Raw genomic sequence first — 25493 nt, 5'->3', positions numbered from 1 at the left:
CGCCGACATTCGCCTTGTAAGGGCGACGCTCTACCAACTGAGCTAAGCACCCGCTCAATCGCTGCAAAGCCAGCGAAAGCAACAGCCCATCAGTTTAGCGCATCCTTCAGTGCTTTGCCAGGCCTAAATTTCGGGATCTTGGCAGACTTGATCTTGATGCTCGCGCCCGTGCGGGGATTTCGGCCGGTGCGGGCTGCGCGCTTGCCTACATGGAAAGTACCGAACCCGACAAGGGTTACACTTCCGCCCTTCTTGAGCGCCTGCTTGACTGCGGCAATCGTGGCATCCAACGCCCGGCCTGCCGTTGCCTTCGGAATATCTGCGCTTTCAGCAATCTGATCAATCAATTCGGATTTGTTCACATCAGCCCCCTCGTTATACAATTTAACAAACAGGAAACTCCGACATCGAATGCTGGCGCGATATTCGGCTCTCGCACGAGCGCCCAAGTTGTGGCAGTTATATAACGCGCGAAAAATCGCGGTGTCAAGGGACTAACCTACTCTAATGCGTCATTTGACGTCGGACTCGATGCGAAGACGGGCTTTGATTTATCAGACACACAAAAACAAAAAGGACCGCATATGCGGTCCTTTTTGTTTTGCCAGACCGTCGCACTTGGCGACAGCGGGCTCACGCGAACTTAAGCAGCAGCAACTGCGCCCATCCCCTTGATGGCGGCGGACAGGCGGCTCTTGTGGCGAGCGGCCTTGTTCTTGTGAATGATCTTCTTGTCAGCGATGCTGTCGATCGTGCGCTGGGAAGCGACGAACACTTGCTGAGCAACTTGCTTGTCACCGCCGAGGACCGCCTTGCGGACAGCCTTGATGGCAGTGCGCAGACGCGAACGCAGACTCATGTTGAGGGCGCGGGCCTTGACAGCTTGACGGGCGCGCTTACGGGCTTGTGCCGAATTGGCCATCTTTTAGTAATCCTGAAAGAAATGCAGTAAAGCCATGGATTGTATGGGAAACCCCGATGGCTTGACAAGCATTTTACTTGCTATTTGTACAACTTTCTTGAAACAACAAGGCCCCACCTTGCGGCAGGGCCTTGAGGGCCACGATTCCGAAGCGTTTAGACGCGTTCGAAGATGGTCGCGATGCCCTGACCACCACCGATACACATCGTCACCAGTGCGTAACGGCCGCCGGTGCGCTGCAGTTCGTAGAGCGCCTTGGTGGCGATGAAGGCACCGGAACAGCCGACCGGGTGACCGAGGGCGATCGCGCCGCCGTTCGGGTTGGTCTTGGCCGGATCCAGACCAAGAACCTTGGTCACGGCCAGCGCCTGCGCGGCAAAGGCTTCGTTGGACTCGATGACATCCATCTGGTCGAGGGTCAGGCCAGCCTTCTTGAGCGCAAGGCGGGTCGCAGGGATCGGACCTTCGCCCATGATGTCGTTCGGCACACCGGCAACGGCGTAGGAGACGAGGCGAGCCATCGGCTTGTAGCCAGCGTTGGCAGCGGCAGCAGCATCGGCCAGCACGAAGAAGGCGGCGCCATCATTGATGCCGGAAGCGTTACCAGCGGTGACGGTGCCATCCTTCTTGAAGGCGGGCTTCATCTTGGCCAGGGATTCCATGGTCGTGCCACGCTTCAGGTGCTCATCGGTGTCGAACACCACTTCGCCCTTGCGGGTCTGCTTGACGATGGGGACGATCTGGGACTTGAAGCGGCCTTCGTCGATGGCAGCAGCAGCGCGACGCTGGGATTCAACGGCAAACGCATCCTGCTCTTCGCGGGAGATGTTGTGCTTGGTCGCCAGGTTTTCAGCGGTGATGCCCATGTGGCCAACGCCGAACGGGTCGGTCAGCACGGCAACCATGGAGTCAATGGCCTTGGTGTCACCCATGCGGGCGCCGGAGCGCAGCGCGGGCAGCATGTAGGCGGCCTTGGACATGACTTCGACGCCACCGCCGATACCGAAATCGGAATCACCCAGCAGGATGTTCTGGGCGGTGGTCACGATGCCCTGGAGACCAGAGGCGCACAGGCGGCTGACCTGCATCGCGACGGAGTCCATCGACAGACCGGCCTGGATGGAGGCGACACGGGAAACGTAAGCGTAACGGGAGTCGGTGGGCATGGTGGTACCCACAGTGACGTAGTTGATCAGCTGGGGATCAACGCCGGAGCGGGCGACCGCTTCCTTCATCACGATGCCGGCAAGCTCGCTGGAATCGAAATCAGCGAGCGCGCCGCCGAAGGCGCCAATGGCAGAACGGACCGCGCTCAGAACCACAACTTCACGATTAGCCATATTTATTCCTCCTCTCAATTACTACGGGAAATTACCAACCCATCCTTGCCACGCTGAGTAGTGCCAGTACAAGAAACACCAGCACAAGCGTTCTCCAGACCAAGCCGATAGTGCTTTGCATGAAATCGGCGTCCGCATCATCGCCGATTCCCATTTCAGGACGTTCAACTACTTCGCCGGATTCGAAGATCGGCATGCCGAGGCGGACGCCAAGCGCCCCTCCCCCGCTGGAAAGCAGTATACCGGAAGCCTTGTCCTTCCATTGACCGGCCTGCGCGCGCCAGCAATAGACGCCGTCCTCGAAGTCGCCGACGATCGAGAACGCCGCCGCCGAAAGGCGCACGGGCAGCCAGTCCAGGGCCGCGCAGGCCTTGCGGGAGAACTCGCCGAAGTCGCCGAAATCAAGCCCCCCGCTGCGACAGCCCCACTCCTGCTCGAAGAAGCGCGCCAGCCGGTAAAGCAGGGCGCCGCTCGGGCCGGGCAGAAGGATGAACCAGAAAATGACGCCGAAGACATTGCGATGAGAAGCGATCAACGCCTCTTCGATGGCCAGACGGGCGACTTCGCTGGAGCTGGATTCGTCGTGGGAGCGGCCGCGCCACTCGCTGATCAGCTGCCGCGCACGGGGAAGCTCACCCATTCGCAGGGCCAGCTGGATGTCGGTGAAATAGTGGCTGACGTGACGGAAACCCATCGTCAGGTAGAGCACGACCACATTGAAGGCCAGCGCCAGGACGAAGTGGATGTTCCAGAGCAGGAAGTAGACCAGCGCCGAAGCGAAACAGACGGACAGGATCGCGACCCACCACGCCACGGCACCGTGGCGGGCTTCGCCGTCGTTGAAACGGTCTTCAAGAAAACGCGCAAAAGCCTTGAGGGGCGCCTGGACGAAACGCTCGACGGAGAGCGGACGAAGTTGCTCGATGAGCAGGGCGACGATCAGCGAAAACAGGGTCATGCGGCGGGGGGCTTTTTGAAAGCCCTCGAAGTTCAGGCCTATTGGGGGTTGCTCAAGATACCACCAAACGCACCCAACACAAATGCCGTTCGCTCAACGGTGGAAGAATCGATACAGGCTGACGATCATCCCGGCCGTCGCGCCCCAGATGAAGTAATCGCCATAGGGCATCGCGTAGTACTCGCGCAGCTTGCCGCGCACCTCCACCCGATGCAGTTGGTGATTGGCTTCGTCCAGGAGAAAGGACAGCGGCACCTCGAACACCTCGGCCACCTCGAAGGCGTCGGGCGAAAGCTCGAAGGGCGGCGTGACCAGCCCGACCACCGGCGTCACGTCGAAGCCGGTGCCGGTCCGGTACTGGGGCAGACAGCCGAGCAACTCCACGTGGCGCCGCGCGAGGCTGATCTCCTCTTCCGTCTCGCGCAGGGCGGTTTCGATGGGCGAGGTGTCCTGCGCTTCGACACGCCCACCGGGAAAGCTAACCTGACCAGGATGGTGGTGCAGATGATCGGTGCGGCGGGTGAGGAGCAGCGTGGGCTCGGACTCGCGGAGTACGATGGGCACCAGCACTGCAGCCGGGCGCAACGGGCCGGACGGGATCCCCTCCTCCACCGGCGAATCGAATCCCTTGTCGTCGGCAAAGCGGTGGCGCAGCCAGTCGGCAGAAAATCGCGGGGGGGATTTCAGACCACTCATGAGTTCAGACCGTCAGTAACGCTGACGCAACTGGAGCGCGGGACCATCCCGCCGCATCTCCATGCGATTGAGAAAACTCATGCCGAGGAGCGCAAAAGGCAGCTCGCCCGAATGCACGACACCGTCGACGTTGCGCAGGGTCACATCACCCACGCGTACCGTATCCAGCACGACCCGCCAGGCCCGCGCGGTGCCATTGGCGGTCTGCATCAACGCGGGCTCGCCTTTGGTGAAATCGATTCCGGCCTTGAGGGCATCACTGCGCCCGAGTGAGACGAAGGTCGCGCCGGTATCCACGATGAAGCGGACCTGGGCGCCGTTGATCGAACCCGTCGTATGAAACTGGCCGCCGCTGTCGGCCTGGATGACCACGCTCGGCGCCCGACCGCCGGCCCCGGCTCCGCTGACATGCACCGCCCGCTGACCGATCACCAGCCGATGCCGGCCGCCGTCGAATTCGAGCGTCGCGCCGTCGGAATCGACGCTGATGACCCGCACGCCGTCGGGCGAACGCGTGCCCACACCAACCGATATGGGCGCACCGCCATTCACGACGATCAGCGCCTTGCCCGGAAAGACGCCCGCAAGCGCCACGTCGGTTGCTGCCGCCGGCAGGCTCGCAAACGCTGCAACGAGCGCGCACAGCAAATCCGAGCGGCGGAGCTTCATTAGCGAAAGAGATTCGATCATTTGACGATCATCACAAAAACAGATGGGAGACGCACGACCAAATCGAACCACCCTTCCCTTTTCACGGGCCGGTAAAAAAGAAACCAGCCCGGAGGCTGGTTTCAATTATGCCGCGAGAACGTTTCACGCGTAGGTGTTGATGCGCCCGCCGATTGTTGCTGTCGGATCCGGTGCGGCGACCGGCTGAGGCAGCGTCGCAATCAACTGGGCTGCATTGGCCTGCTGCAGATCAAGCTGCTTGCGCAGCATGACCAGCGACACGGTGTCCTGCGGCTGAACCTGCGAGGTCGTGGCGACAGAAGCGATGTTCATGGCTGCAAATCAATCCCTGAAGTTGCCATACTGCAAAGGATAGTCGGCAATTTCCTTGCGAACCAGGGCAATACAGTCTTGCAGGAGGTCACGCTTGGCACCGCTGACCCGGACGGCTTCGCCCTGGATGCTGGCCTGCACCTTCAGCTTGCTGTCCTTGATGAGCTTGACGATCTTCTTGGACTGCTCCTGCTCAATGCCCACGCGGACCGTGAGTTCCTGCTTGACCTTGTTTCCGCCCACCTTCTGCACATCACCGTGCTTGAGGCAGCGCACGTCGATCTTCTTGGCGGTCATCTCGGGTAGCAGGATGGCCAGCATCTGCTCGAGCTGGAAGTCGCTGTCGCCGTGCAGGGTGAGCAGTTTTTCGGTCTGCTCGACCCGCGCGTCGCTGCCCTTGAAGTCGTAGCGGCCGGTGATCTTGCGATTGGCGCCCTCGACGGCGTTACGCAGGGCAACCATGTCGACTTCGGAGGTGATGTCGAAGGACGGCATGATCGACTCCCGCTCAGCCGAAGTAGCAGACGTAGTGGTAAGGCTCGCCCGTCACTTCGATGTCGAAGCTGGAGTCGCCCGGCACGTTGAAGCTCTCGCCGGCGGTGGAGGTCTTCCATTCAGTCTCGCCCTTCAGGCGATAACGGCAGGCGCCGGCCACGGTTTCCATCACTTCCGGCGCGCCGGTGTTGAAGGTCAGACTGGCCGGCAGGATCACGCCGACGGTCTTCTTGCTGCCATCGGCAAACAGGACGGTGTGGCTGACGCACTTGCCGTCGAAATACACATTGGCTTGCTTGACGACGGACACGCCGTCGAATTGTGCAGACTGGGTCATTTTGTCAATTCAAAAGATGAGGTTATTCGATGCCGAGCAGCCGCTGGAGGATGCCCTTGGCCATGAAGCCGATGAAGCCGACGCCCAGGCCTATGAACATCCAGATCGCGCCGTATTTGCCCGCCTTGGATTCCCAGGCGAGGTGGCCGATGATGAAGATCATGTAGGCGATCAGGCCGCCGACGCAGACCTTGAGGGAGATGTCCTCAAACTCTGCGACGGTCAGCCCGAAAATGAAAACGTCGTTGGGATCCATGCCGGCGTATCAGCCCCGTTTGTTCTTCGCGTTGGCCGCAATGCGCATGCGCAGTGCGTTCAGACGGATGAAGCCGTGGGCATCCTTCTGATTGTAGGCGCCCTGGTCGTCTTCAAAGGTGGCGATGGTCGGGTCGAACAGCGAATCGGTCTTCGAATCGCGGGCGACGACGATCACGTTGCCCTTGTAGAGCTTGATGCGGACCCAGCCATTGACGGTCTGCTGGGTCTGGTCGATCAGGGCCTGGAGAGCCAGACGCTCGGGCGACCACCAGTAGCCGGTGTAGATCATGCTGGCGTAGCGCGGCATGAGGTCGTCCTTGAGGTGGGCGACCTCGCGGTCAAGGGTGATCGACTCGATGGCGCGGTGGGCACGCAGCAGGATGGTGCCGCCCGGGGTTTCGTAGCAGCCGCGGGACTTCATGCCGACGTAGCGGTTCTCGACCAGATCCAGACGGCCGATGCCGTGCTTGCCGCCCAGCTCGTTGAGCTTGGCGAGCAGTTCGTGGGCCTTCATGCGAGTGCCGTTGATGGCGACCAGATCGCCCTTCTCGAACTCGAGGTCGACGTACTCGGCGGCGTCCGGCGCGGCTTCCGGGGAAACCGTCCAGCGCCACATGGATTCCTCGGCCTCGGCGGACGGGTCTTCCAGGTGACGGCCTTCGAAGGAGATGTGCAGCAGGTTGGCGTCCATCGAGTAGGGCGAGCCGCCCTGCTTGTGCTTCATCTCGATGGGGATGCCGTTCTTCTCGGCGTAGGCCAGCAGCTTCTCGCGGGACAGCAGATCCCATTCGCGCCACGGGGCGATGACCTTCACGCCCGGCATCAGCGCGTAGTAGCCGAGCTCGAAGCGGACCTGGTCGTTGCCCTTGCCGGTGGCGCCGTGGGAGACGGCATCGGCGCCGGTCAGGCGGGCGATCTCGATCTGGCGCTTGGCGATCAGCGGACGGGCGATGGAGGTGCCCAGCAGGTATTCGCCTTCATAGACGGTGTTGCAACGGAACATCGGGAAGACGAAGTCGCGCACGAATTCTTCGCGCAGATCATCGATGAAGATATTCTCGGGCTTGATGCCGAACTGCAGCGCCTTGGCGCGGGCGGGTTCGAGCTCTTCGCCCTGGCCGAGGTCGGCGGTGAAGGTCACCACTTCGCATTGATAGGTGTCCTGCAGCCACTTGAGGATCACCGAGGTATCCAGCCCGCCCGAGTAGGCAAGCACCACTTTATTAACGTCGCTCATGTCCTGCTTTCTGCTAATGAGTAGATGAGTCTTGAATCAATTGTTGCCGTACTTCAGGGTCAGTCGTTTTGGACCTTGCCGATCATCAGGAATTCCATCAGGGCCTTCTGGGCGTGGAGGCGGTTCTCGGCCTCGTCCCACACCACCGACTGCGGGCCGTCGATCACTTCGGCCGTGACTTCCTCGCCGCGATGGGCCGGCAGGCAGTGCATGAACAGCGCGTCGGGACTGGCAACCTGCATCATGTCGGCGTCGACCCGCCAGTCGGCGAAGTCGCGCATCCGCTCGTCGTTTTCGGCCTCGAAGCCCATGCTGGTCCACACGTCGGTGGTGACCAGATCGGCGCCACGGCAGGCGTCCATCGGATCGGCGAAACTCACGAAGTGGTCGGAGCCCTGCACGCCGGCGAGCTCGGGGCAGAACTCGTAGCCCGGTGGCGTCGAGACGTGGACCTTGAAATCCAGCAGTTCGGCCGCCTGCAGCCAGGTGTTGCACATGTTGTTGCCGTCGCCGACCCACGCCACCGTCTTGCCCTGAATCGAGCCGCGATGCTCGATGAAGGTGAAGATGTCCGCCAGGATCTGGCACGGGTGGAATTCGTTGGTGAGGCCGTTGATCACCGGCACGCGGGAGTATTCGGCGAAGCGTTCGATGATCGACTGCTCGAAGGTTCGGATCATCACGATGTCGCTCATCCGCGAGATCACCTGGGCGGCGTCCTCGACGGGTTCGCCGCGGCCGAGCTGGGAATCACGCGTGTTGAGGTAGATGGCCGAGCCGCCGAGTTGCTGCATCCCCGCCTCGAAGGACAGGCGCGTGCGCGTGCTGGCCTTCTCGAAGATCATCACCAGCGTCCGATCGAACAGCGGGTGATGGGGTTCGTAGCGTTTGAACTTTTCCTTGATCCAGCGGGTGCGGGCAAAGAGGTAGTCGTACTCGGCGCGAGTGAAATCTTTGAACTGTAGGTAGTGTCTCGGTGCGTTCATGGCACTCGTTCTTGATTATGGTGCCGTCAGGCAAGTGGATGAGTCTGCATGCTGTTGTCAGACGCACCCGGCAGGAAAGCCCGCCCGACAAAAAGGCGAAACGGCAGCTCACGCCGCCGTTTGGTATCTAGTAACAACGTATCATCCTAATTCAAAACCATCTTTTTGTATAGCCACCCCCGTTTTGCGGCTTTTTCGTGACACCTGACCGCACACCTTCCCCGCTCCCGTCTCCGGCCGCAGCCAGGAAAAATCGCACCGCCTGATGCCGTTCGCTCAAATTCACAAAAACGGTTACGTGATCGTGCCAATATCATGATCATTTGCTACCCTTCGCGGGCTTTTTAACCAAGGGGCGCAAGGCACCGCAGGTTGCCGCTGCAGGCATCAGGAAGGCATCCAACGTAAAAGCCTGACAGGCACTCCGGATGACATCTTTTTTCATTGGCCGACAACTTTGTCCGCGCCATTGAAACCCGACGCAGATAACCTTACCCGACTTCCATCAACACGCCGGATGCCTTGCCGTTTCCAGCGAACCGAACCTACTCCGAGAGCGCAGCATATCCATGATCCGCGGCTTTATCGATTTCGACACCCTCGACCGCAACCAGAATTTTGACCGGCTCGACCTCCGGGACATCTCGCTGCCAGGCCTTCAACTTCAGCACGACGGCACCCGCGTGGCGGCTTTTGCCAATGGCGCGCAGCTGATGCTGCTGCAGGGCGAGCCGCGATTTCGTGATGCCGCCCTCGGCCGCCGTGTCGCGCAGGACGGCTGGACCGCCGCGATCGCCCAGCTCTGCGAGTCGCCGGACGCCTTCATCGCTGGCCTCGAAGGGCGTTTTGCGCTGCTGTGGATCGATCTCGCCAAGGGCCACCTCGGGCTGGCTTCCGACCGCTTCAACACCTACGGCTTCTGCTACGCCAGCGAAGGCCGCCGCCTGAGCTTTGCCGACAAGGCCAACGAAGTGCCCGCGCTGCGCCGCGAGATTGATCGCCAGGGCGTGTTCGACTACCTGTACTTCCACGCGATCCCGGCGCCCGGCACCATCTTCAAGGACATCTTCCGTCTCGAGCCGGGCGCCCGCCTGAGCGCCAACAAGGAGCGCACCCAGCTCGTCGCCTGGTGGCAGCCCCGCTTCGACGAACCCGCCAGTGCGGATTTTGCCAGCAGCGCCGCCACCTTCAAGACGCTGATCAAGTCCGCCGTCGAACGTGAACTCGACGGCGCCTCGGTGGGTGCCTTCCTCTCCGGCGGCACCGACAGCTCCACCGTCGTCGGCATGCTCGCCAAGAGCGGCAACCCGGTCACCGCCTACTCCATCGGCTTCGAGGCCGAAGGCTACGACGAGATGGAGTTCGCCAAGATCGCCGCCAAGCATTTCGGCGTGAAGCACGTCCCGTACTACATCACCTCCGACGACCTGGTCGCCAACATTCCCAGCGTCGCCACGTCCTACGACCAACCCTTCGGCAACTCGTCGGTGCTGCCCGCCTACCTGTGCGCCAAGCTCGCCCACGATGACGGCCACCGCAAGATGTTCGCCGGCGACGGTGGTGACGAACTCTTCGGCGGCAACACCCGCTACGCCAAGCAGCGCGTGTTCGGCTACTACGAGAACGTGCCCGGCCTCATCAAGAGCGCGCTCCTCGAACCGGTCATCATGCAGACCCCGCTGGGCAAGCTGCCGCTGATGCGCAAGGCCGCCAGCTACATCGAGCAGGCCACCACCCCGCTGCCCGAGCGCACCGCCCAGTACAACCTGATCTACCGCCTGGGGATGGACAACGTCTTCCCGAAGGATTTCCTCGCCGGCGTCGACACCGACGCGCCGGTCAAGCTGCAGCGCCGCGTCTGGCAGAACACCACGGCCCATGCGCTGGTGAACAAGATGCTCAACTTCGACTGGCGCTTCACGCTGGCCGACAACGACCTGCCCAAGGTGATCGGCAGCACCCGCCTTGCGGGCATGAACGTGATCTTCCCGCTCCTCGACGACGCGCTGCTGGATTTCTCGCTTCAGCTGCCGCCCGAGTACAAACTCAAGGGCCTGCAGCTGCGCTGGTTCTTCAAGGAAGCCCTGAAGGATTTCCTGCCGCCCGAGATCATCACCAAGAAGAAACAAGGCTTCGGTCTGCCTTACGGCCACTGGGTGCTCAAGCACAAGGGCCTCGACAAGCTGGCCCGTGAATCCCTCGACGTGCTCGTCGAGCGCAACATCCTGCGCAAGGATTTCGTGAGCGAGCTGTTCTCCACCCACCTGCCGGCCTACCCGGGCTACTACGGCGAGATGGTGTGGATCTCGATGATGCTCGGCCAGTGGCTGGACAAACACGCACCGGCCGGTCGCTGAACGTGAAAATGGCCGCTGCCTGAGCTGCGGCCATCGTCAAACCGGGGGCGGGCAAACGTCGGAATATTGACGCTTGCCCGCCCCCGGGGCGTTTCAGGCTTTCTGTTTCCTGAGCTGGGCCAGCTCCGCCAGCGCTTCGGCGAGATTGGCCTCGGCCCGCTGGGCGCGGGCCGTCTCGGCAAGCCGCACCTCCTCGACTGCCCTCGCCCGGGCTTCCGCCGCAGCCACGGCGGATTCCTTGCCATGGGCCGCCTCGCTGGCGGTCTTGAGCTGGGCCTGCAGGCGCTCGATCCGCCCTTCGGCGGCAGCCAGCGAAGTTTCGATCTGGCGGGTCTTCGACACCGCTTCGCGCAGGGCCGCCTTGGCTTCCTCGGTCTGCTCGCGCTGGCGCGCCTCCCGGTCTTCGCGATTGGCGATCTGCTGGCGCATCGCCATCAGCTCGGCCACCTTTTCCTGGCGAGCCGTCTCGATCTGCTTGAGCAGCAGCTCCCGCTCCTGGGCGCCCCGCTCCTGCTCATCCTTCAGGGACGCGCTGTAGCGATCCCGGTCGGACTGGAGCAGGCGCACCATCCGCTCGGATTCCGCGGTGAATTTCTGTTCCCTCGCCTCGGCGGCTTCTTCGAGCTGGCGCACGCGGTTTTCAAGCCCTTCACGCTGGCGAAGAAACTCCAGCGCCTGGCTGCGCAGGTCGCTGATCGTGCTGTCGCGGCTGCCCACCTCCTGCTCCAGCAGCGCGATCTGCCGGGACGCAGTGGCACCCACGGCTTCGAGCTGGCGGATGCGGTCATCGGCTTCCTGGAAGCGCTGACGCAGGGCTTCGCGCTCCTGCTCCAGATCCTGGCGCTGGGCGGCCAGAATCTGGTCGGCTTGCTGAAGCGACAGCGACCACATCTTGCTCATGAACGAATCCGTCGCCGAGATCAGCTCGTCGGGCATCCCCGGAATGCTACGCTGACGAAAGAAGGCGGCACCCGTCTCGCGACGCCACTGGTCGATGTAGCGCTGGACGATCTCGCTCGAGCCCTTGTTGCCGAGCTCGGCATAGACGAGGTTGAAGGACGGGTTCTCTCCTTGCGAGAGCAACTGAAAACAGATCTGCTCGACCGCCTCGAACGTGACACTACTGCTGCGGGCCATGGTTCGTTCCCTTGTTTCGAAAATGCAAATCAGTGCAACACAGGAACATTACCATACGTATACGTCCGGAAAACGTAATCTTCATGACGATTCGTCAACCACGCCACAGCAGCCCCGGAAATCCTCAAAGCCTTATGTCACCTTCAGGGCCGACGGGTTAATCCGGCTTCCCGCCAGCCCACGGCAGGCGCTGCTTCTGCGCTTCGTCGTGCCAGCGCTCCTCTTCCTCGTGGATGTAGCGCTGGGTCGTCCGGGCGTCCGTGTGCCGTGCATCCTTCTGCACATAGCGCTCGTCGATGCCGCTGTCGAGCTTGGCCGTGATCCCCGTGTGGCGCCCCCAGTGGGCCGATGCCGCGCGGAGCTTCTCCTTCTTGTGCTCCGCATCAGCCGGGAGCAGATCGGCCGCGGCGCTGAATATCTTCTTCAGGATCTGATTGAGGCGCCGCGCAGTGATCGGGCTACCGTCCTTCACCGACACCAGGATCGGCGTGGCGTCGTCCCGCCGGGGCACTGCGCTCAGACCGAGGTATTTGCGGTAACGGATCAGCGCCTGGAGCATGTCGTCAGCCACCGGCACCTTCGCCTTCTTGCCGCCCTTCCCCACCACGTGCCACCACCACAGCCCGCGCTCTTCGCGGAAGCTGTTCATCCGGTGACTTTCGAGTTCCCCGGCGCGGGGCGCCAGCATGTAGAGCGTGGCCGCAAGAAAACGTGCCCGTTCGTATTCGTCACGACCGCGCTCCGAATCGCGCGGCATCGCCTCGATGGCGGCCGTCACGGCCTGCCACATCTGGGCATCGAGAAAACGTTCGATCTTCTCGACCTCGTCGGTGCTCGCCACCGCCCGCAGCGGCCCGGCCGCCTCGGCGGACATCTTGCGGCGGCGCTGCCGGATGAGCCCGAGGGGGTTGCCCGCCAGATAACCGGCATCGACCAGATAGCGCATCAACGAATTGATCGCCGCAATCGCGGTGAGCACCGCGCTTTCAGACAGCGGCCCGACAAACGGGCGCCACTTCTCGGTGCGCCGGTCGGCCTTGGGCCCGCACCAGAGCTGCGCGGGCTGTGGGTCGGCCAGGAAGTTCAGATAGCCCTCGAAATCCTGCCGGTTGAGGCTGGAGATCGGCTTGCCGCAATCGTTGAGCGACCACAGCAGCAGCCGCTCGCACTCCCGCTGATAAATGCGCAGCGTGCCGAGGGACCGATCGTACTCGGCCAGGAAACAGCGGATCGCGTCCGCGTCGTTGTCGGCATTGATCTGCAGTCGGGCCGGGTCGGCCCGGTTAACGCCTTGCCGGCCATTGAGATCGGCGGGGATCTCGATCTCGTCGAGCGGGCGGATCGGAACAAGCGGAGGCGCGACGGGGTGGGAAGCCTCGGAAACAGGCGCGGTCTTCTTTTTCATGGGCTCAAGTTTAGCCCGAGTCCGCACTCATGACCGAAGACGCGGCCGCGCACACGACGCGCTTGCAGAAATCCGATAGCTGTATATACTTACAGCTATCGGATGCGTAACCAGTTATCGGGCTTTATAGCCCCGGCAAGGTCTGCGCATCTCACCTCAATGCCCCTGCGGGGCACCTGTCATGCTGAAAGGAGACTTCGATGGAAACCTTGATCTGCCGGATTCTGATGGTGAGCGGCGTAATCGTTGGCGTTCTGCTGGCCGGCGGCCAGGGCGACCATGCCCTGGTGCCTGCCCTGCTCGCCGTGATCATCGCTGGTGTACTGCGCCGGGTGGCACCGTCTCTCCCCTGGCGCCTCGGGCACGGCCGGTATTGATGGCTGCGGGCAGGCAAGGCGTCGGGCCGGCTCGTAGGCCTTATTTGGCGCGGCCAGCCCGAGCCTTGCGTTCGGCCTGGATCAGCTCGGCGATATCGGTGTTGCGATACTTGCTTGCCCAGCTGTCGGCGGTTTCGTTCTGGTCGTTTTTCAGGTCGACATTCGCGCCAGCCTTGAGCAGACGGACAACCACATCCTCATGACCATTGCGGGCCGCAAACATCAGCGGCGTGCTGCGGTTGGGCGCCAGCGCATCGGGGTTGGCACCCTTTGCCAGCAGCATCTCGACGATACTCACGCGGCCTTCAAAGGCGGCGTAGAGCAGCGGGTTCCAGCCGTCGTGGTTGAACTGGGCGCCAGCTTTCAGCAGCAGGTCGACCACCTCGGTATAACCCCGCAAGCTGGCCAGCATCAGGGCAGAATCGCCCGCAGCATTGCGGGCGTCGAGCTTGATGCCGCGTTGCTTGATCAGTTCGGCCACCACCTTGGGCTGCTCCTCCCGGGCTGCGATGATCAGCAGCGTGTTGCCGGCGGCGTCGGCCAGGTTGGGGTCGGCACCGCGAGCAACCTCCTGGGCGATTTCCTTCGCATCGCCGAGCTTGGCAGCGTTGAACAAATCATCCTGCGACGCGGCGAACGCGGGCATCGACAGTTGCAGGCCAAGGATCAGGGCGCCGACGGCCTTGGCGCGTAGGGAACGAAGGGGGAGGCGGCGGGATACGAGGGAGGCTGTTTTCATGACGGTCTGGCGTGCTTGAAAAGCTGGAAGAAGTTACGCGTGGTCGCTTCAGCCACGGCCTGGAGCGTTTCTCCCCGGGCGGTGGCCACGGCTTCGGCCACGTGGCGGACGTAAGCCGGCTGGTTGGTCTTGCCCCGGAACGGCACCGGCGCGAGGTAAGGCGCATCGGTTTCCACGAGCAGTCGATCAGCCGGAACGTAGCGTGCCACATCCCGAAGGGATTCGGCAGTCTTGAAGCTGACGATACCCGAAAATGAAATATGGAAGCCCAGATCAAGCGCCTGCTCGGCAACTTCGCGGGTTTCTGTAAAACAGTGCATCACGCCGCCCGCCTCACCGGCCGATTCTTCGCGCATCAGGCGCAGGGTGTCGGCGGCGGAGTCGCGGGTGTGGATGATCAGCGGCTTGCCACAGGCCTTGGCAGCGCGGATGTGAGTCCGGAAACGATCCCGCTGCCACTCGGGCGCGTCCTTGTGCCAGTAGTAGTCGAGTCCGGTCTCACCGATCGCCACAACTTTCGGGTGGGCCGCGAGCTCCAGCAATCGGGCGGTGTCAGGTTCGTCACAATCGGCGTTGTCAGGATGCACGCCAACCGACGCAAAGATGTTCGCGTGGCGCTCGGCAAGGCCGATCACGCCGGCGAGGGTTTCGAGTTTCACCGCCACGCACAGGGCGTGGGTGACACCGTTCTCGGCCATCCGTTCGAGCAGCGCCGCCTCGTTCTCGATGAGGTCGGGGAAATCCAGGTGACAGTGGGAATCGACGAGCATGAAGGATGCGGGAGGCTGTGAAAGGCTTCAGTGAGCTTCTCGGTGTGAAAGCGGAAACGGCAACGAAAACAGCGTCAGAGCGTGTGCGTCGGGCGCGATGAACCGAGATGCCCTGCGAGGATCTGTTCGATCCGGTTGCGCAGCACCTGCCCGGCATCGTCGCCTGCAAACTGGACACCGATACCCTGCGTCTTGTTCCCCTGGGCGCCAGCCGGCGTGATCCACGCGATGGTACCGGCAACGGGATGCTTGGTCTGATCGTCCATGATCTGCAGGAGCATGAAGATCTCGTCGCCGAGCTTGTACTCGCGGGTGGTGGGCACGAAGATCCCGCCGTTCCTGATGAACGGCATGTAGGCCGCGTACAGCGCCGACTTGGAGCTGATGTTGAGCGACAGGACGCTGGGGCGCGGCTGGAGGGGGCGCTTCAGGGAATCGTTCATCTGCGCATGGCTGGCGCGGCGGCCTGAAGACTCCGGGCGTACCGCAAAAGCATGTCCTCAAGAAAAAGCCGGGCGTTCAGCGGATGCTGCGAAACCCGGCGGGACTGGGTGATTTCATTGTAGCAGCCGAGGGCAGCGTCGATGGTCAGCCGACCGGACAGCCCGTGGAGAATGTCATATTGCGCAGGAAAGAAGCGCACCGGCCCACCCAGGCGCAGGCTGACCAGATCGGCCACCCAGCGCTGCAGCCAGCCTACCAGCGTCGGCATGTCGAAGCCGCAGGCCAGCGCGTCCTTGCTCTTCAGCCAGCTCTCCCATTCGCCCGCCAGACGCAGCGGCGCCTTGCGCGGCACGCTGACGATGTCATCCACAAAGCGCTTGCGTGCGGCAGCGGCGCCACCTTCGGCCATCTCGGCTGCGGCCAGCGGCATGCCGCCGGAAAAGGCCAGCAGCGCAGCGGCGTCCGGCACCTTTTTGTCGGCGAGCCAGCGGGTGGCCATCTCGGCCGGCGGACGCGGGAAGGCCCACGTCTGGCAGCGGCTGCGGATCGTCGGCAGAAGACGCTTGGGAGAGGACGAAACCAGAATGAACAAGGCGTTGGTCGTGGGTTCTTCGAGCAGTTTGAGCAGCGCGTTGGCGGTGAACAGGTTCATGGCCTCGGGCGGATCGATGATCACCACCCGACGCCCTCCCCGGTGGCCGCCGGTGGTCAGCGCCTGCTGGAGGTTGCGGATCTGTTCGATCACGATCTGTCGGCTGGCCGCCTTGCCACCTTCGGGCTTTTCAGTCGCCGCGTCGCCGCGGTCTTCCTGATCGGCTTCCGGGATCACACGCATGAGATCAGGGTGGTTGCCGGACAGACGCCACAGGCAATCCTCGCAGACGCCGCAGGCATGCCCATCGACCCCATTTTGGGCGCAGAGTTCCCGCGCAGCCAGAGCCTCGGCAAAAACCCGCTTGCCGCCGCCAGCCGGGCCGGCAAAGAGCAGCGCGTGGGGCATGCGCTCGGCGCTGTCGAGCACGCGCTGCCACAGGGCGGCCTGCCATTCGAAGATCATTGGAAACACGCCTCGCCGACGACGGCCTCGACCTGCAGCCGGATCTCGTCCGGCGTCTGGCTGGCGTCGATCACCCGGACCCGCTTCGGATCGGCCGCCGCCCGGCGCAGATAGGCTGACCGGACGCGCTCGAAGAAATCGGTCTTCTCCCGTTCGAAGCGGTCCGGCGCCACGCCTGTGCTGGCTAGACGCCGCGCGGCGACAGCCGGATCGAGGTCGAAAATCAGGGTGAGATCAGGCTGGAGGTGGGGATGAACCCACTGCTCAAGCGCGGCGAAGCGGGCTTCATCCAGCCCGCGCCCGCCAACCTGATAGGCGTAGGTGGCGTCGGTGAAGCGGTCGGAGACCACCCATTTGCCGGCGGCGAGCGACGGTTCGATGAGCGCGGCGAGATGTTCACGGCGGGCGGCGAACATCAGCATGGCTTCGGTTTCCAGGTGCATCGGCTCGTGCAGCAGCAGTTCGCGCAGCTTCTCGCCGAGGGGCGTGCCGCCGGGTTCGCGGGTATAGGCGACGTCGATGCCGCGGGATTCGATAAGCGCCACGACAGCCGCGATCTGGCTGCTCTTGCCGGCGCCGTCGATGCCTTCAAAGGTGATGAAGCGGGATTTCACTGGCTGCGTTTCCGGATGTAGCGGGCCACGGCCCGGTTGTGTTCGTCGAGATTGCGGGAAAACTCGCTGGAGCCGTCGCCGCGGGCCACGAAATAAAGGTAATCGGTGGCCGGCGGATTGAGGGCTGCCCGCAGCGCGGCAGTGCCGGGCATGGCGATCGGCGTGGGCGGCAGGCCCGTGCGGGTGTAGGTGTTGTAGGGCGTGTCGGCAAGCAGGTCGCGCTTCTTCAGGTTGCCGTCGAAATCGGTGCCGAGGCCGTAGATTACCGTCGGGTCGGTCTGGAGCAACATGCCGGCGCGCAGCCGGTTGATGAACACCGAGGCCACCATCGGCCGGTCGGTCGCCTGCCCGGTTTCCTTTTCGACGATAGACGCCATGATCAGCGCCTCGTAGGGCGTCTTGTACGGAAGGCCATCAGCACGGCGCAGCCATTCCCGGCCTAGTACCTTCTGTTGGTTGGCGTGGGCCCGGCGCAGCACATCGAGATCACTGGAGCGGCGGGCGAAGAGATAGGTATCGGGAAAGAACAGGCCTTCGGGGTGACGCGCGTCCACACCGAGCTTTTCGAGGATTTGAGCATCCGACAGCCCGGCGGTGTCGTGGCGCAGATCCGGGTGGCGATCGAGCGCGGCGCGCAGCTGGCGGAAGTTCCAGCCCTCGATCACCGGCAGTTCGGCCTGGCTCACGTCGCCACGGCTGAGCTTGTTAAGCAGTTGCAGCGGGGTGACACCTGCCTCCACCTCGTAGCTGCCGGCCTTGATCGCATTGGCCTGACGAGTGATGCGCGCCAGGGTGACGATGGCCAGCGGCGGCATGTCGAAACCGGCATCAACAAGCTGGCGCGCCACTTGCTTCATCGAAGAGCCGGGCTCGACGGTGAAATCCAGCGGCGTCTGGCGCAGCGGCACCGGACGATAGGCAAACCACGCGAGCGCGCCGGCAAGGCAGGCCAGTCCGATGAGCGCAAGCACGACTAAACGGGAAAACAGGCGCTTCATCTGGGAACTTGGCGCGTGGGAAACAAACGAATGAGGTGAGCAAAGAGGTGGGCGCCGCAAGCCGGCCCGGACATGGACAACTTTGATGAGGACTGCCCCGCCGGTACGACAAAGACCGCAGACAGGCCGAAGCCTGCGCGGTCAGGCCTCTATAATAGCGCAAACCGCTTTTGGATTCGTTTCAGACTCAGGACCACGACCACTGATGAACGCAACCTGGCAAACCTTTCTCGCCAACCAAGGCGCCCAGTTCTCCGACGACAACGCCGTGCAGTTTTCCGAAGACGCCCGGCAGGATGTGATCCGCGCGGCCCAGGGCACGATTGTCGTGCCGATGATCCACCTTGGTGCAATCCGCGCCAGCGGTGAAGACGCCTGCGCCTTCCTGCACAACCTGTTCTCCAACGACGTGAAGAAGCTGGGCCCCAACGAAGCCCAGTTCACCAGCTTCAACAGCCCCAAGGGCCGGATGCTGGCCAGCATCGTGCTCTGGCGCGAAGCCGGCGATTACCTCCTCACCCTGTCGGCCGACATCCACGCCGCGATGCTCAAGAAACTGTCGATGTACATCCTGCGCTCCAAGGTGCGGCTGATGGACGACGGCGGCGACTCGGCCCTGATCGGCCTGGCTGGCCCGCAGGCTGGCGCGGCCCTCGAGGCTGCAGGCCTCGGCATTCCTGGCGCCGAGCTCGCCACCGCGTCGGGCCTTGCTACCGTGGTGCGGCTGGATGACTCCCGCTTCATCGTGTCGGCACCGATCTCCGAAGCGCCCAACCTGTGGGCCAAGTTCGTGGCCGCGGGCGCCCAGCCGGCCGGTAGCGCCGCGTGGCAGTGGCTCGACATCCGCGCCGGCCAGCCGGTGGTCACCCAGCCGGTGCAGGAAGAGTTCGTGGTGCAGATGGTGAACTACGACCTCATCGGCGGCGTGAGCTTCAACAAGGGCTGCTACCCCGGCCAGGAGATCGTGGCCCGCACCCATTACCTGGGCAAGCTCAAGAAGCGCATGTACCGCATCCACGCCGACGTGCCCGCCCTCGCCGCCGGCACCGATCTGTACGCGCCGGATTTCGGCGACCAGTCCGCCGGCAAGGTGGTAAGCGCCGCCCCGTCGCCGGATGGCGGCTTCGATGCCCTGGTGGTGCTGCAGACAGCCAGCGCCGACGGCGGCAAGGCCACGATCGGCGCACCGGACGGCCCGTCCGTGGCATTCGTGCCCCTGCCCTACGCGCTTCCCTGAGGGCGCGCCGTGACGACCGCGACGCATTACTACATCTACTACCCGGTACGCATCGGCTTCGAGGCGGATCTCACTCGCACGCTCTTCAACCTGCAGGACGAGCTCCGAGGCAGAACGGGGGTTTCCGGGCGATTTCTGCGCAAGGCCGACGACCCGTGGACGTGGATGGAGATCTACGAGAACGTGATGGACCCGCTGGCTTTCGACGAAGCCCTCGCCCAAGGCCTCGACCGCCACGGCATCGCACGTTTCATCGACGACGGCGGTCGCCGCCACACCGAGCGCTTCGTCGCATGTGCCTGATCCTCGTTGCCTGGCGCGCCCACCCGGATTACCCGCTGGTGGTCGCCGCCAACCGCGACGAGTTCTTCGCCCGCCCGGCGGCTCCAGCCGCCTGGTGGCCATCCGACGGCGCGCCGGCGATCTTCGCCGGCCGTGATCTCGAAGCCGGCGGCACCTGGCTCGGCCTCGGCCGGTCGGGCCGCTTTGCCGGCCTCACCAATTTTCGCGATCCCGCCCGGATACGCAGCGGAACCCCGTCCCGCGGGGCGCTGGTGGCGGATTTTCTCGGCAGCGACGAATCCACCGCGGCCGCCTTGGACCGCCTCAAGCGCGAAGGCCCGCGCTACAACGCCTTCAACATCCTGGTGTCCGACGGCGAGACGCTGGGCATCTACGAGAGCGAGAGCGGCTCCGCACAGCTGCTGGAGCCGGGCGTCCATGCCCTCTCCAACCACCTGCTCGATACCCCGTGGCCCAAGGTGAAGGCCGGCAAGTCCCGCCTCTCCCGTGCCCTCGCGGCTCTGCCGGACGACACACCGCTGCGCGAACTGCTCCGCGACGATCGCCCCGCGCCCGACGCCGAGCTGCCCCGCACCGGCGTCAGCCTCGCCTGGGAGCGCATGCTCTCCAGCGCCTTCATCCGCGCGCCGGGCTATGGCACCCGCTGCTCCACCGTCATCACCCGCGACCGCCACGGCTGGGCGCGCTTCACCGAATCCACCTGGAACGAGGTCGGCATCGAAACCGGCCGCGTCGTCGAAACCTTCCAGATCAACCGGGCCTGAGCACCACCGCCGTATAATCCGCCGCCTGGTTTGTCTTTCCGCAGCACCCTCCGCATGACCGCCTCCCGACCGCTCGCCCGCCTGCTCCCGTCCCTCGACGCCTTCAACCAGGCCAAGCCTGGCCAGCGCCTCGACCTGCCTTCGCTGGCCGGTTCGAGCGACGCCCTCGCCATCGCCCGGCTGGCCGACGGCAAGCGGATGCTGGTGGTCGTCACCGCCAACCCGCTGGACGCCCAGCGCCTGTCGGACGAAATCGCCTGGCTCGCGCCGGACCTGCGCACCCACCTGCTGCCCGACTGGGAAACCCTGCCCTACGACAGCTTCTCGCCCCACCAGGATCTGATCTCCGAGCGGCTCTCCACGCTCTACGCGATCACTCGCGGCGAGGCCGACATCGCCCTGGTGCCGGCGTCTACCGCCCTGTACCGGCTCGCCCCGCCGGCTTTCCTCGCGGCCTACACCTTCTTCCTCAAGCAGGGCGCCAGGCTTGATGTAGACGGCCTGCGCAACCAGATGACCATCGGCGGCTACGCCCACGTCACTCAGGTGGTGTCGCCGGGCGAGTTCAGCGTGCGCGGCGGGCTGGTGGATCTGTACCCGATGGGCGCCGCCCTGCCCTACCGGATCGACCTCTTCGACGACGAGATCGAGAGCATCAAGACCTTCGACCCGGACACCCAGCGCACCGTCTTCCCGGTGAAGGAAGTGCGCCTGCTGCCGGCGCGGGAATTCCCCATGGACGAAACCGGCCGCACGCACTTCCGCGGCCGCTTCCGCGAGACCTTCGAGGGCGACCCGTCCCGTTGTGCGGTGTACAAGGACGTCTCCAACGGCATCGCCCCGGCGGGCATCGAGTACTACCTGCCGCTGTTCTTCGACGAGACCGCGACGCTCTTCGACTACCTGCCGGACCACAGCCGCATCCTGCTGCACCGCGATGTGCCCGGCGCCATCGAGGCCTTCTGGAAGGACGCCCGCAGCCGTCACCATCTGCTCGGCGGTGACAAGACCCGGCCGATCATGGCCCCGGACCAGCTCTTCCTGTCGGAAGAAGCCTTCTTCGTCGCCCTCAAGGAGCGCACCCGCCTGGCCCTGCCGGCCGGCGCTGGCGACGGGCCTTCAGCCACGCTTCCCGACATCGCCGTCGAGCGCAAGGCCAACGATCCGCTCCACCGCTTCAAGGCCTTCTGCGCGGGCTTCGACGGCCGGGTGCTGGTGCTCGCCGAATCCGCCGGCCGTCAGCAGACCATTGCCGAATACTTTGCCGAATACGGCCTGAAGCCCGAGCCCTCCGCCGACTTCGACGCCTTCCTCGGCGGCGACGCGAAGCTTGCCCTGGGCGTCGGCCCGCTTGCCGCCGGCTTCGTGGTGCCGGATGCCGGCATCGCCGTCGTCACCGAATCCGAGCTCTACGCCGCCACCGCCCGCACCCGGACCCGCCGCGACAGCCGCAAGGCCGCAACGATGGAAGGCTGGCTGCGGGATCTGTCCGAACTCAAGCCCGGCGACCCGGTGGTGCACTCCAGCCACGGCATCGGCCGCTACATGGGTCTCGTGCACATGGATCTGGGCGAAGGCCAGACCGAGTTCCTGCATCTCGAATACGCCAACGGCGACAAGCTCTACGTGCCAGTGTCGCAGCTGCACGTGATCACCCGTTACGCCGGCGCCGATCCGGAGGCGGTGCATCTGCACACGCTGGGCTCGGGCCAGTGGGAGAAGGCCAAAAAGAAGGCCGCCCAGCAGGTGCGCGACACCGCCGCTGAACTCCTCGCGCTCTACGCCCAGCGCGCCGCCCGCAAGGGCCACCAGTTCGACTTCAAGCAGCACGATCTGGAGGCCTTCGCCGACGGCTTCGGCTTCGAGGAAACCCCGGACCAGCTCGCCGCCATCGAAGCCGTGGTGGCCGACATGAAATCCGGCCGGCCGATGGACCGGCTGGTGTGCGGCGATGTGGGCTTCGGCAAGACCGAAGTCGCCCTGCGCGCCGCTTTCATTGCGGTGGCCGACGGAAAACAGGTGGTGGTGCTGTGCCCCACCACGCTGCTGGCCGAGCAGCATTACCAGACCTTCGCCGACCGCTTCGCCGACTGGCCGATCAAGGTCGCCGAGCTCTCCCGCTTCAAGAGCGCCAAGGAGCAGGCCGACGCCATCAAGCAGCTGGGCGAAGGCAAGGTGGACATCCTCATCGGCACCCACCGGCTGCTCCAGAAGGACGTCACCTTCAAGCGCCTGGGCCTCGTCATCATCGACGAAGAGCACCGCTTTGGCGTGCGCCAGAAGGAGGCGCTCAAGGCGCTACGTAGCGAGGTGGACATCCTCACCCTCACCGCCACACCGATCCCGCGCACGCTGGGGCTGGCCCTCGAAGGCCTGCGGGAGTTCTCGGTGATCGCCACCGCGCCCCAGAAGCGCCTGGCCATCAAGACCTTCGTGCAGCGCCACAGCAAGGGCATCATCCGCGAGGCGGTGATCCGGGAGTTCAAGCGCGGCGGGCAGGTTTACTTCCTGCACAACGAGGTCGAGACCATCGAGAACGTCCGCGAGTCGCTGGAAGAACTCCTGCCCGAAGCGCGCATCGTCATCGGCCACGGCCAGCTGCCCGAGCGCGAGCTCGAACGCGTGATGCGCGACTTCACCACGCAGAAGGCCAACCTACTGCTGTGCACGACCATCATCGAGACCGGCATCAACATCCCGACCGCCAACACCATCATCATCAACCGGGCTGATCGCTTCGGCCTCGCCCAGCTTCACCAGCTGCGCGGCCGCGTCGGCCGGTCGCACCACCAGGCCTACGCCTACCTCCTCACCGATGCCCACGCCAAGCCCACCGCCCAGGCCCAGAAACGCCTGGAGGCCATCACGATGATGGAAGAGCTGGGTTCCGGCTTCTATCTGGCGATGCAGGATCTGGAAATCCGCGGTGCCGGCGAGGTGCTCGGCGAGAACCAATCCGGCGAAATCCAGCAGGTCGGCGTCAGCCTCTACACCGAGATGCTCAAGCGCGCCGTGCGCGACCTGCAGCAGGGCAAGGAGCCCGATCTCACCCAGCCGCTGGAGGTCGTCTCCGAGATCAACCTCCACGCCCCGGCGCTGCTGCCCAACGATTACTGCAGCGACGTGCAGGAGCGCCTCACGCTCTACAAGCGCCTTGCCAACTGCGAATCCGAAGACGACCTGCAGGCACTGCAGGAAGAGCTCATCGACCGCTTCGGCGAGATGCCGCCGCAGACCCGCACCCTGCTCGAAACCCACCGCCTGCGCATGCTGGTCAAGCCTTTCGGCGTGGCCAAGATGGATGCGTCCGAAACCCAGATCAGCATCCAGTTCGGCCAGCACGCGCCGATCGATCCGGTGAAGGTCATCATGCTGATCCAGAAGGACAAGACCATCAAAATGTCGGGCCCGGACAAGCTGATCCGCAAGGTCTCGACGCCGGATCTCAAGCAGCGGGTGGCGGCGGTGAAGTCGCTGCTGGAGGCGGTGAAGGCCTGAAGACAATCTGGCTATTTCCAGCAACAATCGAAGAGGGATTGTTGCTGGAAACAGCCAGATGCCTCGCCCTACCCCACACGTCCGCAGCGGCTGACGCTCAGCCCCCCAGCATCCGCCCCAACAGCCCCCGTACCACCGACGGCTCGAAGGGCTTGTCGCAGATGCCGGACACGCCGGCCTCCTCCACCGCCGCCAGCCGGCCTTCGTTGGATTCGCTGGTCACCATCAGGATCGGCACGGTGCGTTGCCAGCTCTGGTTGCGCACATATTCCACAAACTCGCGGCCGTCCATCTCGGGCATGTTGTAGTCGGTGACGATCAGGTCGACCATCGTTTCGTCGAGGACTGCCGCCCCTTCCTTGCCGTCTCCGGCCTCGACGATGTGCTGGATGCCGAGGTTTTCCAGCACCCGCCGCATGAATTTGCGCGCGTTCGGGCTGTCATCCACCAGCAGCACCCGCACCGCCTCCAGATCGAAGGCGTTGTCGAAGCTGTAGTTGGGCGTCAGGTAATCCACGGTCGCGTTGAGCGCCAGCGCCAGCTGGTTGGCGGTGAAAGGCTTGGGCAGGATGCTGCACACGCCGGTCTGGCGCACCGCATCCAGCGCCCTGGGGCTCGTCTCGCTGGAGATCAGGATGAACGCCACCGACTCCCATAGCGGCTCCGCCCGCAGCGCCTCCACCAGACGAGTACCCGAACCATCCGGCAGATAGAGCGCAGACAGCACCACGTCCGGGCGGGCCCGACGCACCGCCGCCAGCGCCTCCGCCATGCTTCCCACCTGCTCCACGCGGGTCAGGCCGACCTCATCGCAACACTTGCGGATGATCTTCGCCTGCATCTGGGAGGGTTCCACGAGCAAGGCCTGAAGCTGCCCGATTCTGCCTGTCGACATCGCAACCACCTGTTCTCAATACGGGTAACAGGACGATTACGAGCGAAATTCGGCAAGCTTGAGCCCACCCTCAAAATCACCAAAATCGTCAAAAAAAATAATACCGATTCGCAATAAAGAATGGCAACAGCCTGCCGTTAAGTATTCCCGAGTTCGGGTGCAGTCCAGCCACACGGCACTCGGGGGTATGCAGACAGGCATCGCGCGCGCCCTCAATTCCCAGGCTGGCAGTGAGAACGAACCAATCAAATCTTGTGCCAACGCCATACTTTTTCGCTCTCAGGGGGAATCATGAACAAGTTCAATAGCACCCGCGCGGTACCCGGCGGTCGTCTGGTTGGCGCGTGCAGCGTCCTGTTGGCCGCGCTGCTCGCGGGCTGCTCTACCGTGCCCACGCCGTTCACGGCCGAAGACCAGAAGGAAATCGCCGCCGCCGACCGCAAGGCCGCCGCCGCCAATGTGGAGCCGCTCACCGGCCAGCTCACCCTCGCCGACGCCATCGCCCGTGGCATCAAGTACAACCTCGACCACCGCACCCGCATGATGGAAGAGGCCCTGGCCATCGGTCAGCTGGATCTCGGCCGCTACGACATGCTGCCCAAGCTGGTCGCGTCCGCCGGCTACCAGTGGCGCGACAAGGATCTCGTCACCAACAGCAAGGATTCGG

28 protein-coding genes and 1 pseudogene are annotated in these 25493 nt (G+C 63.9%); 8 read left to right on the top strand and 21 right to left on the bottom strand.

What is annotated here, in order from left to right; genetic code table 11:
* Positions 1-89: 89 nt before the first annotated feature.
* On the bottom strand, positions 90-362 hold the full coding sequence (locus Q0672_RS21085) for an HU family DNA-binding protein (RefSeq protein ID WP_284186758.1): 273 nt from the start codon (positions 360-362) through the stop codon (positions 90-92).
* Here Q0672_RS21085 and Q0672_RS23555 point away from each other — a divergent pair.
* Entirely contained in the window at positions 285-467 is a 183-nt protein-coding gene (locus Q0672_RS23555) for a hypothetical protein (RefSeq protein ID WP_367179982.1), read from the top strand. The genes Q0672_RS21085 and Q0672_RS23555 overlap by 78 nt on opposite strands.
* A gap of 176 nt (positions 468-643) precedes the next feature.
* Here the strand turns inward: Q0672_RS23555 and rpsT are convergent, their stop codons facing one another.
* From rpsT to argF, 11 genes are all read right to left on the bottom strand, one after another.
* Complete coding sequence (gene rpsT, locus Q0672_RS21080; protein ID WP_153162968.1) at positions 644-922, bottom strand: 30S ribosomal protein S20; 279 nt, start codon at positions 920-922, stop codon at positions 644-646.
* Positions 923-1077: 155 nt separating this feature from the next.
* A complete protein-coding gene (locus Q0672_RS21075) occupies positions 1078-2262 on the bottom strand; it encodes an acetyl-CoA C-acyltransferase family protein (RefSeq protein ID WP_298625548.1) in 1185 nt (394 codons plus the stop codon).
* A gap of 31 nt (positions 2263-2293) precedes the next feature.
* Complete coding sequence (locus Q0672_RS21070; RefSeq protein ID WP_298625546.1) at positions 2294-3220, bottom strand: CobD/CbiB family protein; 927 nt, start codon at positions 3218-3220, stop codon at positions 2294-2296.
* A gap of 93 nt (positions 3221-3313) precedes the next feature.
* Positions 3314-3916 (bottom strand): CoA pyrophosphatase, encoded by a 603-nt coding sequence (locus Q0672_RS21065; RefSeq protein WP_298625543.1) that lies wholly within the window; start codon positions 3914-3916, stop codon positions 3314-3316.
* 12 nt (positions 3917-3928) lie between these two features.
* The gene (locus Q0672_RS21060) at positions 3929-4606 is read right to left on the bottom strand and encodes a TIGR02281 family clan AA aspartic protease (RefSeq protein WP_298625540.1); all 678 of its coding nucleotides are present in this window, start codon (positions 4604-4606) and stop codon (positions 3929-3931) included.
* 123 nt (positions 4607-4729) lie between these two features.
* Positions 4730-4918 (bottom strand): putative motility protein, encoded by a 189-nt coding sequence (locus Q0672_RS21055; RefSeq protein WP_298625537.1) that lies wholly within the window; start codon positions 4916-4918, stop codon positions 4730-4732.
* A gap of 9 nt (positions 4919-4927) precedes the next feature.
* On the bottom strand, positions 4928-5413 hold the full coding sequence (locus Q0672_RS21050; RefSeq protein ID WP_153162962.1) for a YajQ family cyclic di-GMP-binding protein: 486 nt from the start codon (positions 5411-5413) through the stop codon (positions 4928-4930).
* Between the two features lie 13 nt (positions 5414-5426).
* Positions 5427-5750, bottom strand: a complete 324-nt coding sequence (locus Q0672_RS21045; protein WP_298625534.1) for a pyrimidine/purine nucleoside phosphorylase — start codon at positions 5748-5750, stop codon at positions 5427-5429.
* Positions 5751-5772: 22 nt separating this feature from the next.
* Positions 5773-6006: a DUF2788 domain-containing protein gene (locus tag Q0672_RS21040; RefSeq protein WP_153162960.1), complete on the bottom strand. Its 234-nt coding sequence runs from the start codon at positions 6004-6006 to the stop codon at positions 5773-5775.
* A gap of 9 nt (positions 6007-6015) precedes the next feature.
* Positions 6016-7245 (bottom strand): argininosuccinate synthase, encoded by a 1230-nt coding sequence (locus Q0672_RS21035; protein ID WP_153162959.1) that lies wholly within the window; start codon positions 7243-7245, stop codon positions 6016-6018.
* A 59-nt stretch (positions 7246-7304) separates the two neighbouring features.
* Positions 7305-8231, bottom strand: a complete 927-nt coding sequence (gene argF, locus Q0672_RS21030) for an ornithine carbamoyltransferase (protein WP_153162958.1) — start codon at positions 8229-8231, stop codon at positions 7305-7307.
* A 569-nt stretch (positions 8232-8800) separates the two neighbouring features.
* Here argF and Q0672_RS21025 point away from each other — a divergent pair.
* On the top strand, positions 8801-10588 hold the full coding sequence (locus tag Q0672_RS21025; protein WP_298625530.1) for an asparagine synthase: 1788 nt from the start codon (positions 8801-8803) through the stop codon (positions 10586-10588).
* 93 nt (positions 10589-10681) lie between these two features.
* On the opposite strand, the gene Q0672_RS21020 is transcribed toward Q0672_RS21025, so the two are convergent.
* On the bottom strand, positions 10682-11725 hold the full coding sequence (locus tag Q0672_RS21020; RefSeq protein ID WP_298625528.1) for a DNA-binding protein: 1044 nt from the start codon (positions 11723-11725) through the stop codon (positions 10682-10684).
* A gap of 157 nt (positions 11726-11882) precedes the next feature.
* On the bottom strand, positions 11883-13130 hold the full coding sequence (locus tag Q0672_RS21015) for a site-specific integrase (protein WP_298625525.1): 1248 nt from the start codon (positions 13128-13130) through the stop codon (positions 11883-11885).
* A gap of 200 nt (positions 13131-13330) precedes the next feature.
* On the opposite strand from Q0672_RS21015, the gene Q0672_RS21010 reads away from it, so the two are divergent.
* The gene (locus Q0672_RS21010; protein WP_298625522.1) at positions 13331-13507 is read left to right on the top strand and encodes a hypothetical protein; all 177 of its coding nucleotides are present in this window, start codon (positions 13331-13333) and stop codon (positions 13505-13507) included.
* Between the two features lie 40 nt (positions 13508-13547).
* Here Q0672_RS21010 and Q0672_RS21005 read toward each other — a convergent pair whose 3' ends face one another.
* From Q0672_RS21005 to mltG, 6 genes are all read right to left on the bottom strand, one after another.
* The gene (locus tag Q0672_RS21005) at positions 13548-14246 is read right to left on the bottom strand and encodes an ankyrin repeat domain-containing protein (protein ID WP_298625519.1); all 699 of its coding nucleotides are present in this window, start codon (positions 14244-14246) and stop codon (positions 13548-13550) included.
* Complete coding sequence (locus Q0672_RS21000; RefSeq protein WP_298625516.1) at positions 14243-15016, bottom strand: TatD family hydrolase; 774 nt, start codon at positions 15014-15016, stop codon at positions 14243-14245. The genes Q0672_RS21005 and Q0672_RS21000 overlap by 4 nt, the downstream gene beginning before the upstream one ends.
* A gap of 74 nt (positions 15017-15090) precedes the next feature.
* Positions 15091-15459, bottom strand: coding sequence for a PilZ domain-containing protein (locus Q0672_RS20995; protein ID WP_153162952.1), 369 nt, complete (start codon positions 15457-15459; stop codon positions 15091-15093).
* Positions 15456-16517: a DNA polymerase III subunit delta' gene (gene holB, locus Q0672_RS20990; protein ID WP_153162951.1), complete on the bottom strand. Its 1062-nt coding sequence runs from the start codon at positions 16515-16517 to the stop codon at positions 15456-15458. Before holB ends, Q0672_RS20995 begins: the two co-directional genes overlap by 4 nt.
* Positions 16514-17131, bottom strand: coding sequence for a dTMP kinase (gene tmk, locus Q0672_RS20985; RefSeq protein WP_298625509.1), 618 nt, complete (start codon positions 17129-17131; stop codon positions 16514-16516). Before tmk ends, holB begins: the two co-directional genes overlap by 4 nt.
* Complete coding sequence (mltG, locus tag Q0672_RS20980) at positions 17128-18129, bottom strand: endolytic transglycosylase MltG (RefSeq protein ID WP_298625507.1); 1002 nt, start codon at positions 18127-18129, stop codon at positions 17128-17130. Before mltG ends, tmk begins: the two co-directional genes overlap by 4 nt.
* Positions 18130-18334: 205 nt before the next feature.
* On the opposite strand from mltG, the gene Q0672_RS20975 reads away from it, so the two are divergent.
* The 4 genes from Q0672_RS20975 to mfd are packed head-to-tail and all read left to right on the top strand — an operon-like array spanning position 18335 to position 23931.
* Entirely contained in the window at positions 18335-19366 is a 1032-nt protein-coding gene (locus Q0672_RS20975; RefSeq protein ID WP_298625505.1) for a folate-binding protein, read from the top strand.
* A 9-nt stretch (positions 19367-19375) separates the two neighbouring features.
* Complete coding sequence (locus Q0672_RS20970; protein WP_298625503.1) at positions 19376-19669, top strand: DUF4936 family protein; 294 nt, start codon at positions 19376-19378, stop codon at positions 19667-19669.
* Positions 19660-20433 (top strand): NRDE family protein, encoded by a 774-nt coding sequence (locus Q0672_RS20965; protein WP_298625500.1) that lies wholly within the window; start codon positions 19660-19662, stop codon positions 20431-20433. The genes Q0672_RS20970 and Q0672_RS20965 overlap by 10 nt, the downstream gene beginning before the upstream one ends.
* 54 nt (positions 20434-20487) lie before the next feature.
* Entirely contained in the window at positions 20488-23931 is a 3444-nt protein-coding gene (gene mfd, locus Q0672_RS20960; RefSeq protein ID WP_298625497.1) for a transcription-repair coupling factor, read from the top strand.
* Between the two features lie 97 nt (positions 23932-24028).
* Here mfd and Q0672_RS20955 read toward each other — a convergent pair whose 3' ends face one another.
* On the bottom strand, positions 24029-24826 hold the full coding sequence (locus Q0672_RS20955) for a response regulator (RefSeq protein WP_298625495.1): 798 nt from the start codon (positions 24824-24826) through the stop codon (positions 24029-24031).
* Positions 24827-25117: 291 nt separating this feature from the next.
* Between Q0672_RS20955 and Q0672_RS20950 the strand changes: the two are divergent.
* Positions 25118-25493: pseudogene (locus Q0672_RS20950) on the top strand (hypothetical protein); the annotation flags it as partial.

Source organism: uncultured Zoogloea sp., assembly GCF_937894855.1.
In the GTDB taxonomy this organism is placed as follows: Bacteria; Pseudomonadota; Gammaproteobacteria; order Burkholderiales; family Rhodocyclaceae; genus Zoogloea; species Zoogloea oryzae.
The sequence above is the reverse complement of the archived record's forward strand: the minus strand, read 5'-3'. Positions and strand labels throughout refer to the sequence as shown.

Excerpts from the sequence above, each read along its gene's own strand:
- Q0672_RS21025 (WP_298625530.1), top strand. The coding sequence starts at position 8,801 with ATGATCCGCGGCTTTATCGATTTCGACACCCTCGACCGCAACCAGAAT.
- Q0672_RS21070 (WP_298625546.1), bottom strand. The coding sequence starts at position 3,220 with ATGACCCTGTTTTCGCTGATCGTCGCCCTGCTCATCGAGCAACTTCGT.
- Q0672_RS20995 (WP_153162952.1), bottom strand. The coding sequence starts at position 15,459 with ATGAACGATTCCCTGAAGCGCCCCCTCCAGCCGCGCCCCAGCGTCCTG.
- Q0672_RS21010 (WP_298625522.1), top strand. The coding sequence starts at position 13,331 with ATGGAAACCTTGATCTGCCGGATTCTGATGGTGAGCGGCGTAATCGTT.
- Q0672_RS21055 (WP_298625537.1), bottom strand. The coding sequence starts at position 4,918 with ATGAACATCGCTTCTGTCGCCACGACCTCGCAGGTTCAGCCGCAGGAC.
- Q0672_RS21045 (WP_298625534.1), bottom strand. The coding sequence starts at position 5,750 with ATGACCCAGTCTGCACAATTCGACGGCGTGTCCGTCGTCAAGCAAGCC.
- rpsT (WP_153162968.1), bottom strand. The coding sequence starts at position 922 with ATGGCCAATTCGGCACAAGCCCGTAAGCGCGCCCGTCAAGCTGTCAAG.
- argF (WP_153162958.1), bottom strand. The coding sequence starts at position 8,231 with ATGAACGCACCGAGACACTACCTACAGTTCAAAGATTTCACTCGCGCC.
- Q0672_RS21015 (WP_298625525.1), bottom strand. The coding sequence starts at position 13,130 with ATGAAAAAGAAGACCGCGCCTGTTTCCGAGGCTTCCCACCCCGTCGCG.
- Q0672_RS21020 (WP_298625528.1), bottom strand. The coding sequence starts at position 11,725 with ATGGCCCGCAGCAGTAGTGTCACGTTCGAGGCGGTCGAGCAGATCTGT.
- Q0672_RS21050 (WP_153162962.1), bottom strand. The coding sequence starts at position 5,413 with ATGCCGTCCTTCGACATCACCTCCGAAGTCGACATGGTTGCCCTGCGT.
- Q0672_RS20955 (WP_298625495.1), bottom strand. The coding sequence starts at position 24,826 with ATGTCGACAGGCAGAATCGGGCAGCTTCAGGCCTTGCTCGTGGAACCC.
- mltG (WP_298625507.1), bottom strand. The coding sequence starts at position 18,129 with ATGAAGCGCCTGTTTTCCCGTTTAGTCGTGCTTGCGCTCATCGGACTG.
- Q0672_RS21075 (WP_298625548.1), bottom strand. The coding sequence starts at position 2,262 with ATGGCTAATCGTGAAGTTGTGGTTCTGAGCGCGGTCCGTTCTGCCATT.
- Q0672_RS21005 (WP_298625519.1), bottom strand. The coding sequence starts at position 14,246 with ATGAAAACAGCCTCCCTCGTATCCCGCCGCCTCCCCCTTCGTTCCCTA.
- Q0672_RS21000 (WP_298625516.1), bottom strand. The coding sequence starts at position 15,016 with ATGCTCGTCGATTCCCACTGTCACCTGGATTTCCCCGACCTCATCGAG.
- Q0672_RS20965 (WP_298625500.1), top strand. The coding sequence starts at position 19,660 with ATGTGCCTGATCCTCGTTGCCTGGCGCGCCCACCCGGATTACCCGCTG.
- Q0672_RS21060 (WP_298625540.1), bottom strand. The coding sequence starts at position 4,606 with ATGATCGAATCTCTTTCGCTAATGAAGCTCCGCCGCTCGGATTTGCTG.
- Q0672_RS20975 (WP_298625505.1), top strand. The coding sequence starts at position 18,335 with ATGAACGCAACCTGGCAAACCTTTCTCGCCAACCAAGGCGCCCAGTTC.
- Q0672_RS21035 (WP_153162959.1), bottom strand. The coding sequence starts at position 7,245 with ATGAGCGACGTTAATAAAGTGGTGCTTGCCTACTCGGGCGGGCTGGAT.
- Q0672_RS21065 (WP_298625543.1), bottom strand. The coding sequence starts at position 3,916 with ATGAGTGGTCTGAAATCCCCCCCGCGATTTTCTGCCGACTGGCTGCGC.
- Q0672_RS21040 (WP_153162960.1), bottom strand. The coding sequence starts at position 6,006 with ATGGATCCCAACGACGTTTTCATTTTCGGGCTGACCGTCGCAGAGTTT.
- holB (WP_153162951.1), bottom strand. The coding sequence starts at position 16,517 with ATGATCTTCGAATGGCAGGCCGCCCTGTGGCAGCGCGTGCTCGACAGC.
- mfd (WP_298625497.1), top strand. The coding sequence starts at position 20,488 with ATGACCGCCTCCCGACCGCTCGCCCGCCTGCTCCCGTCCCTCGACGCC.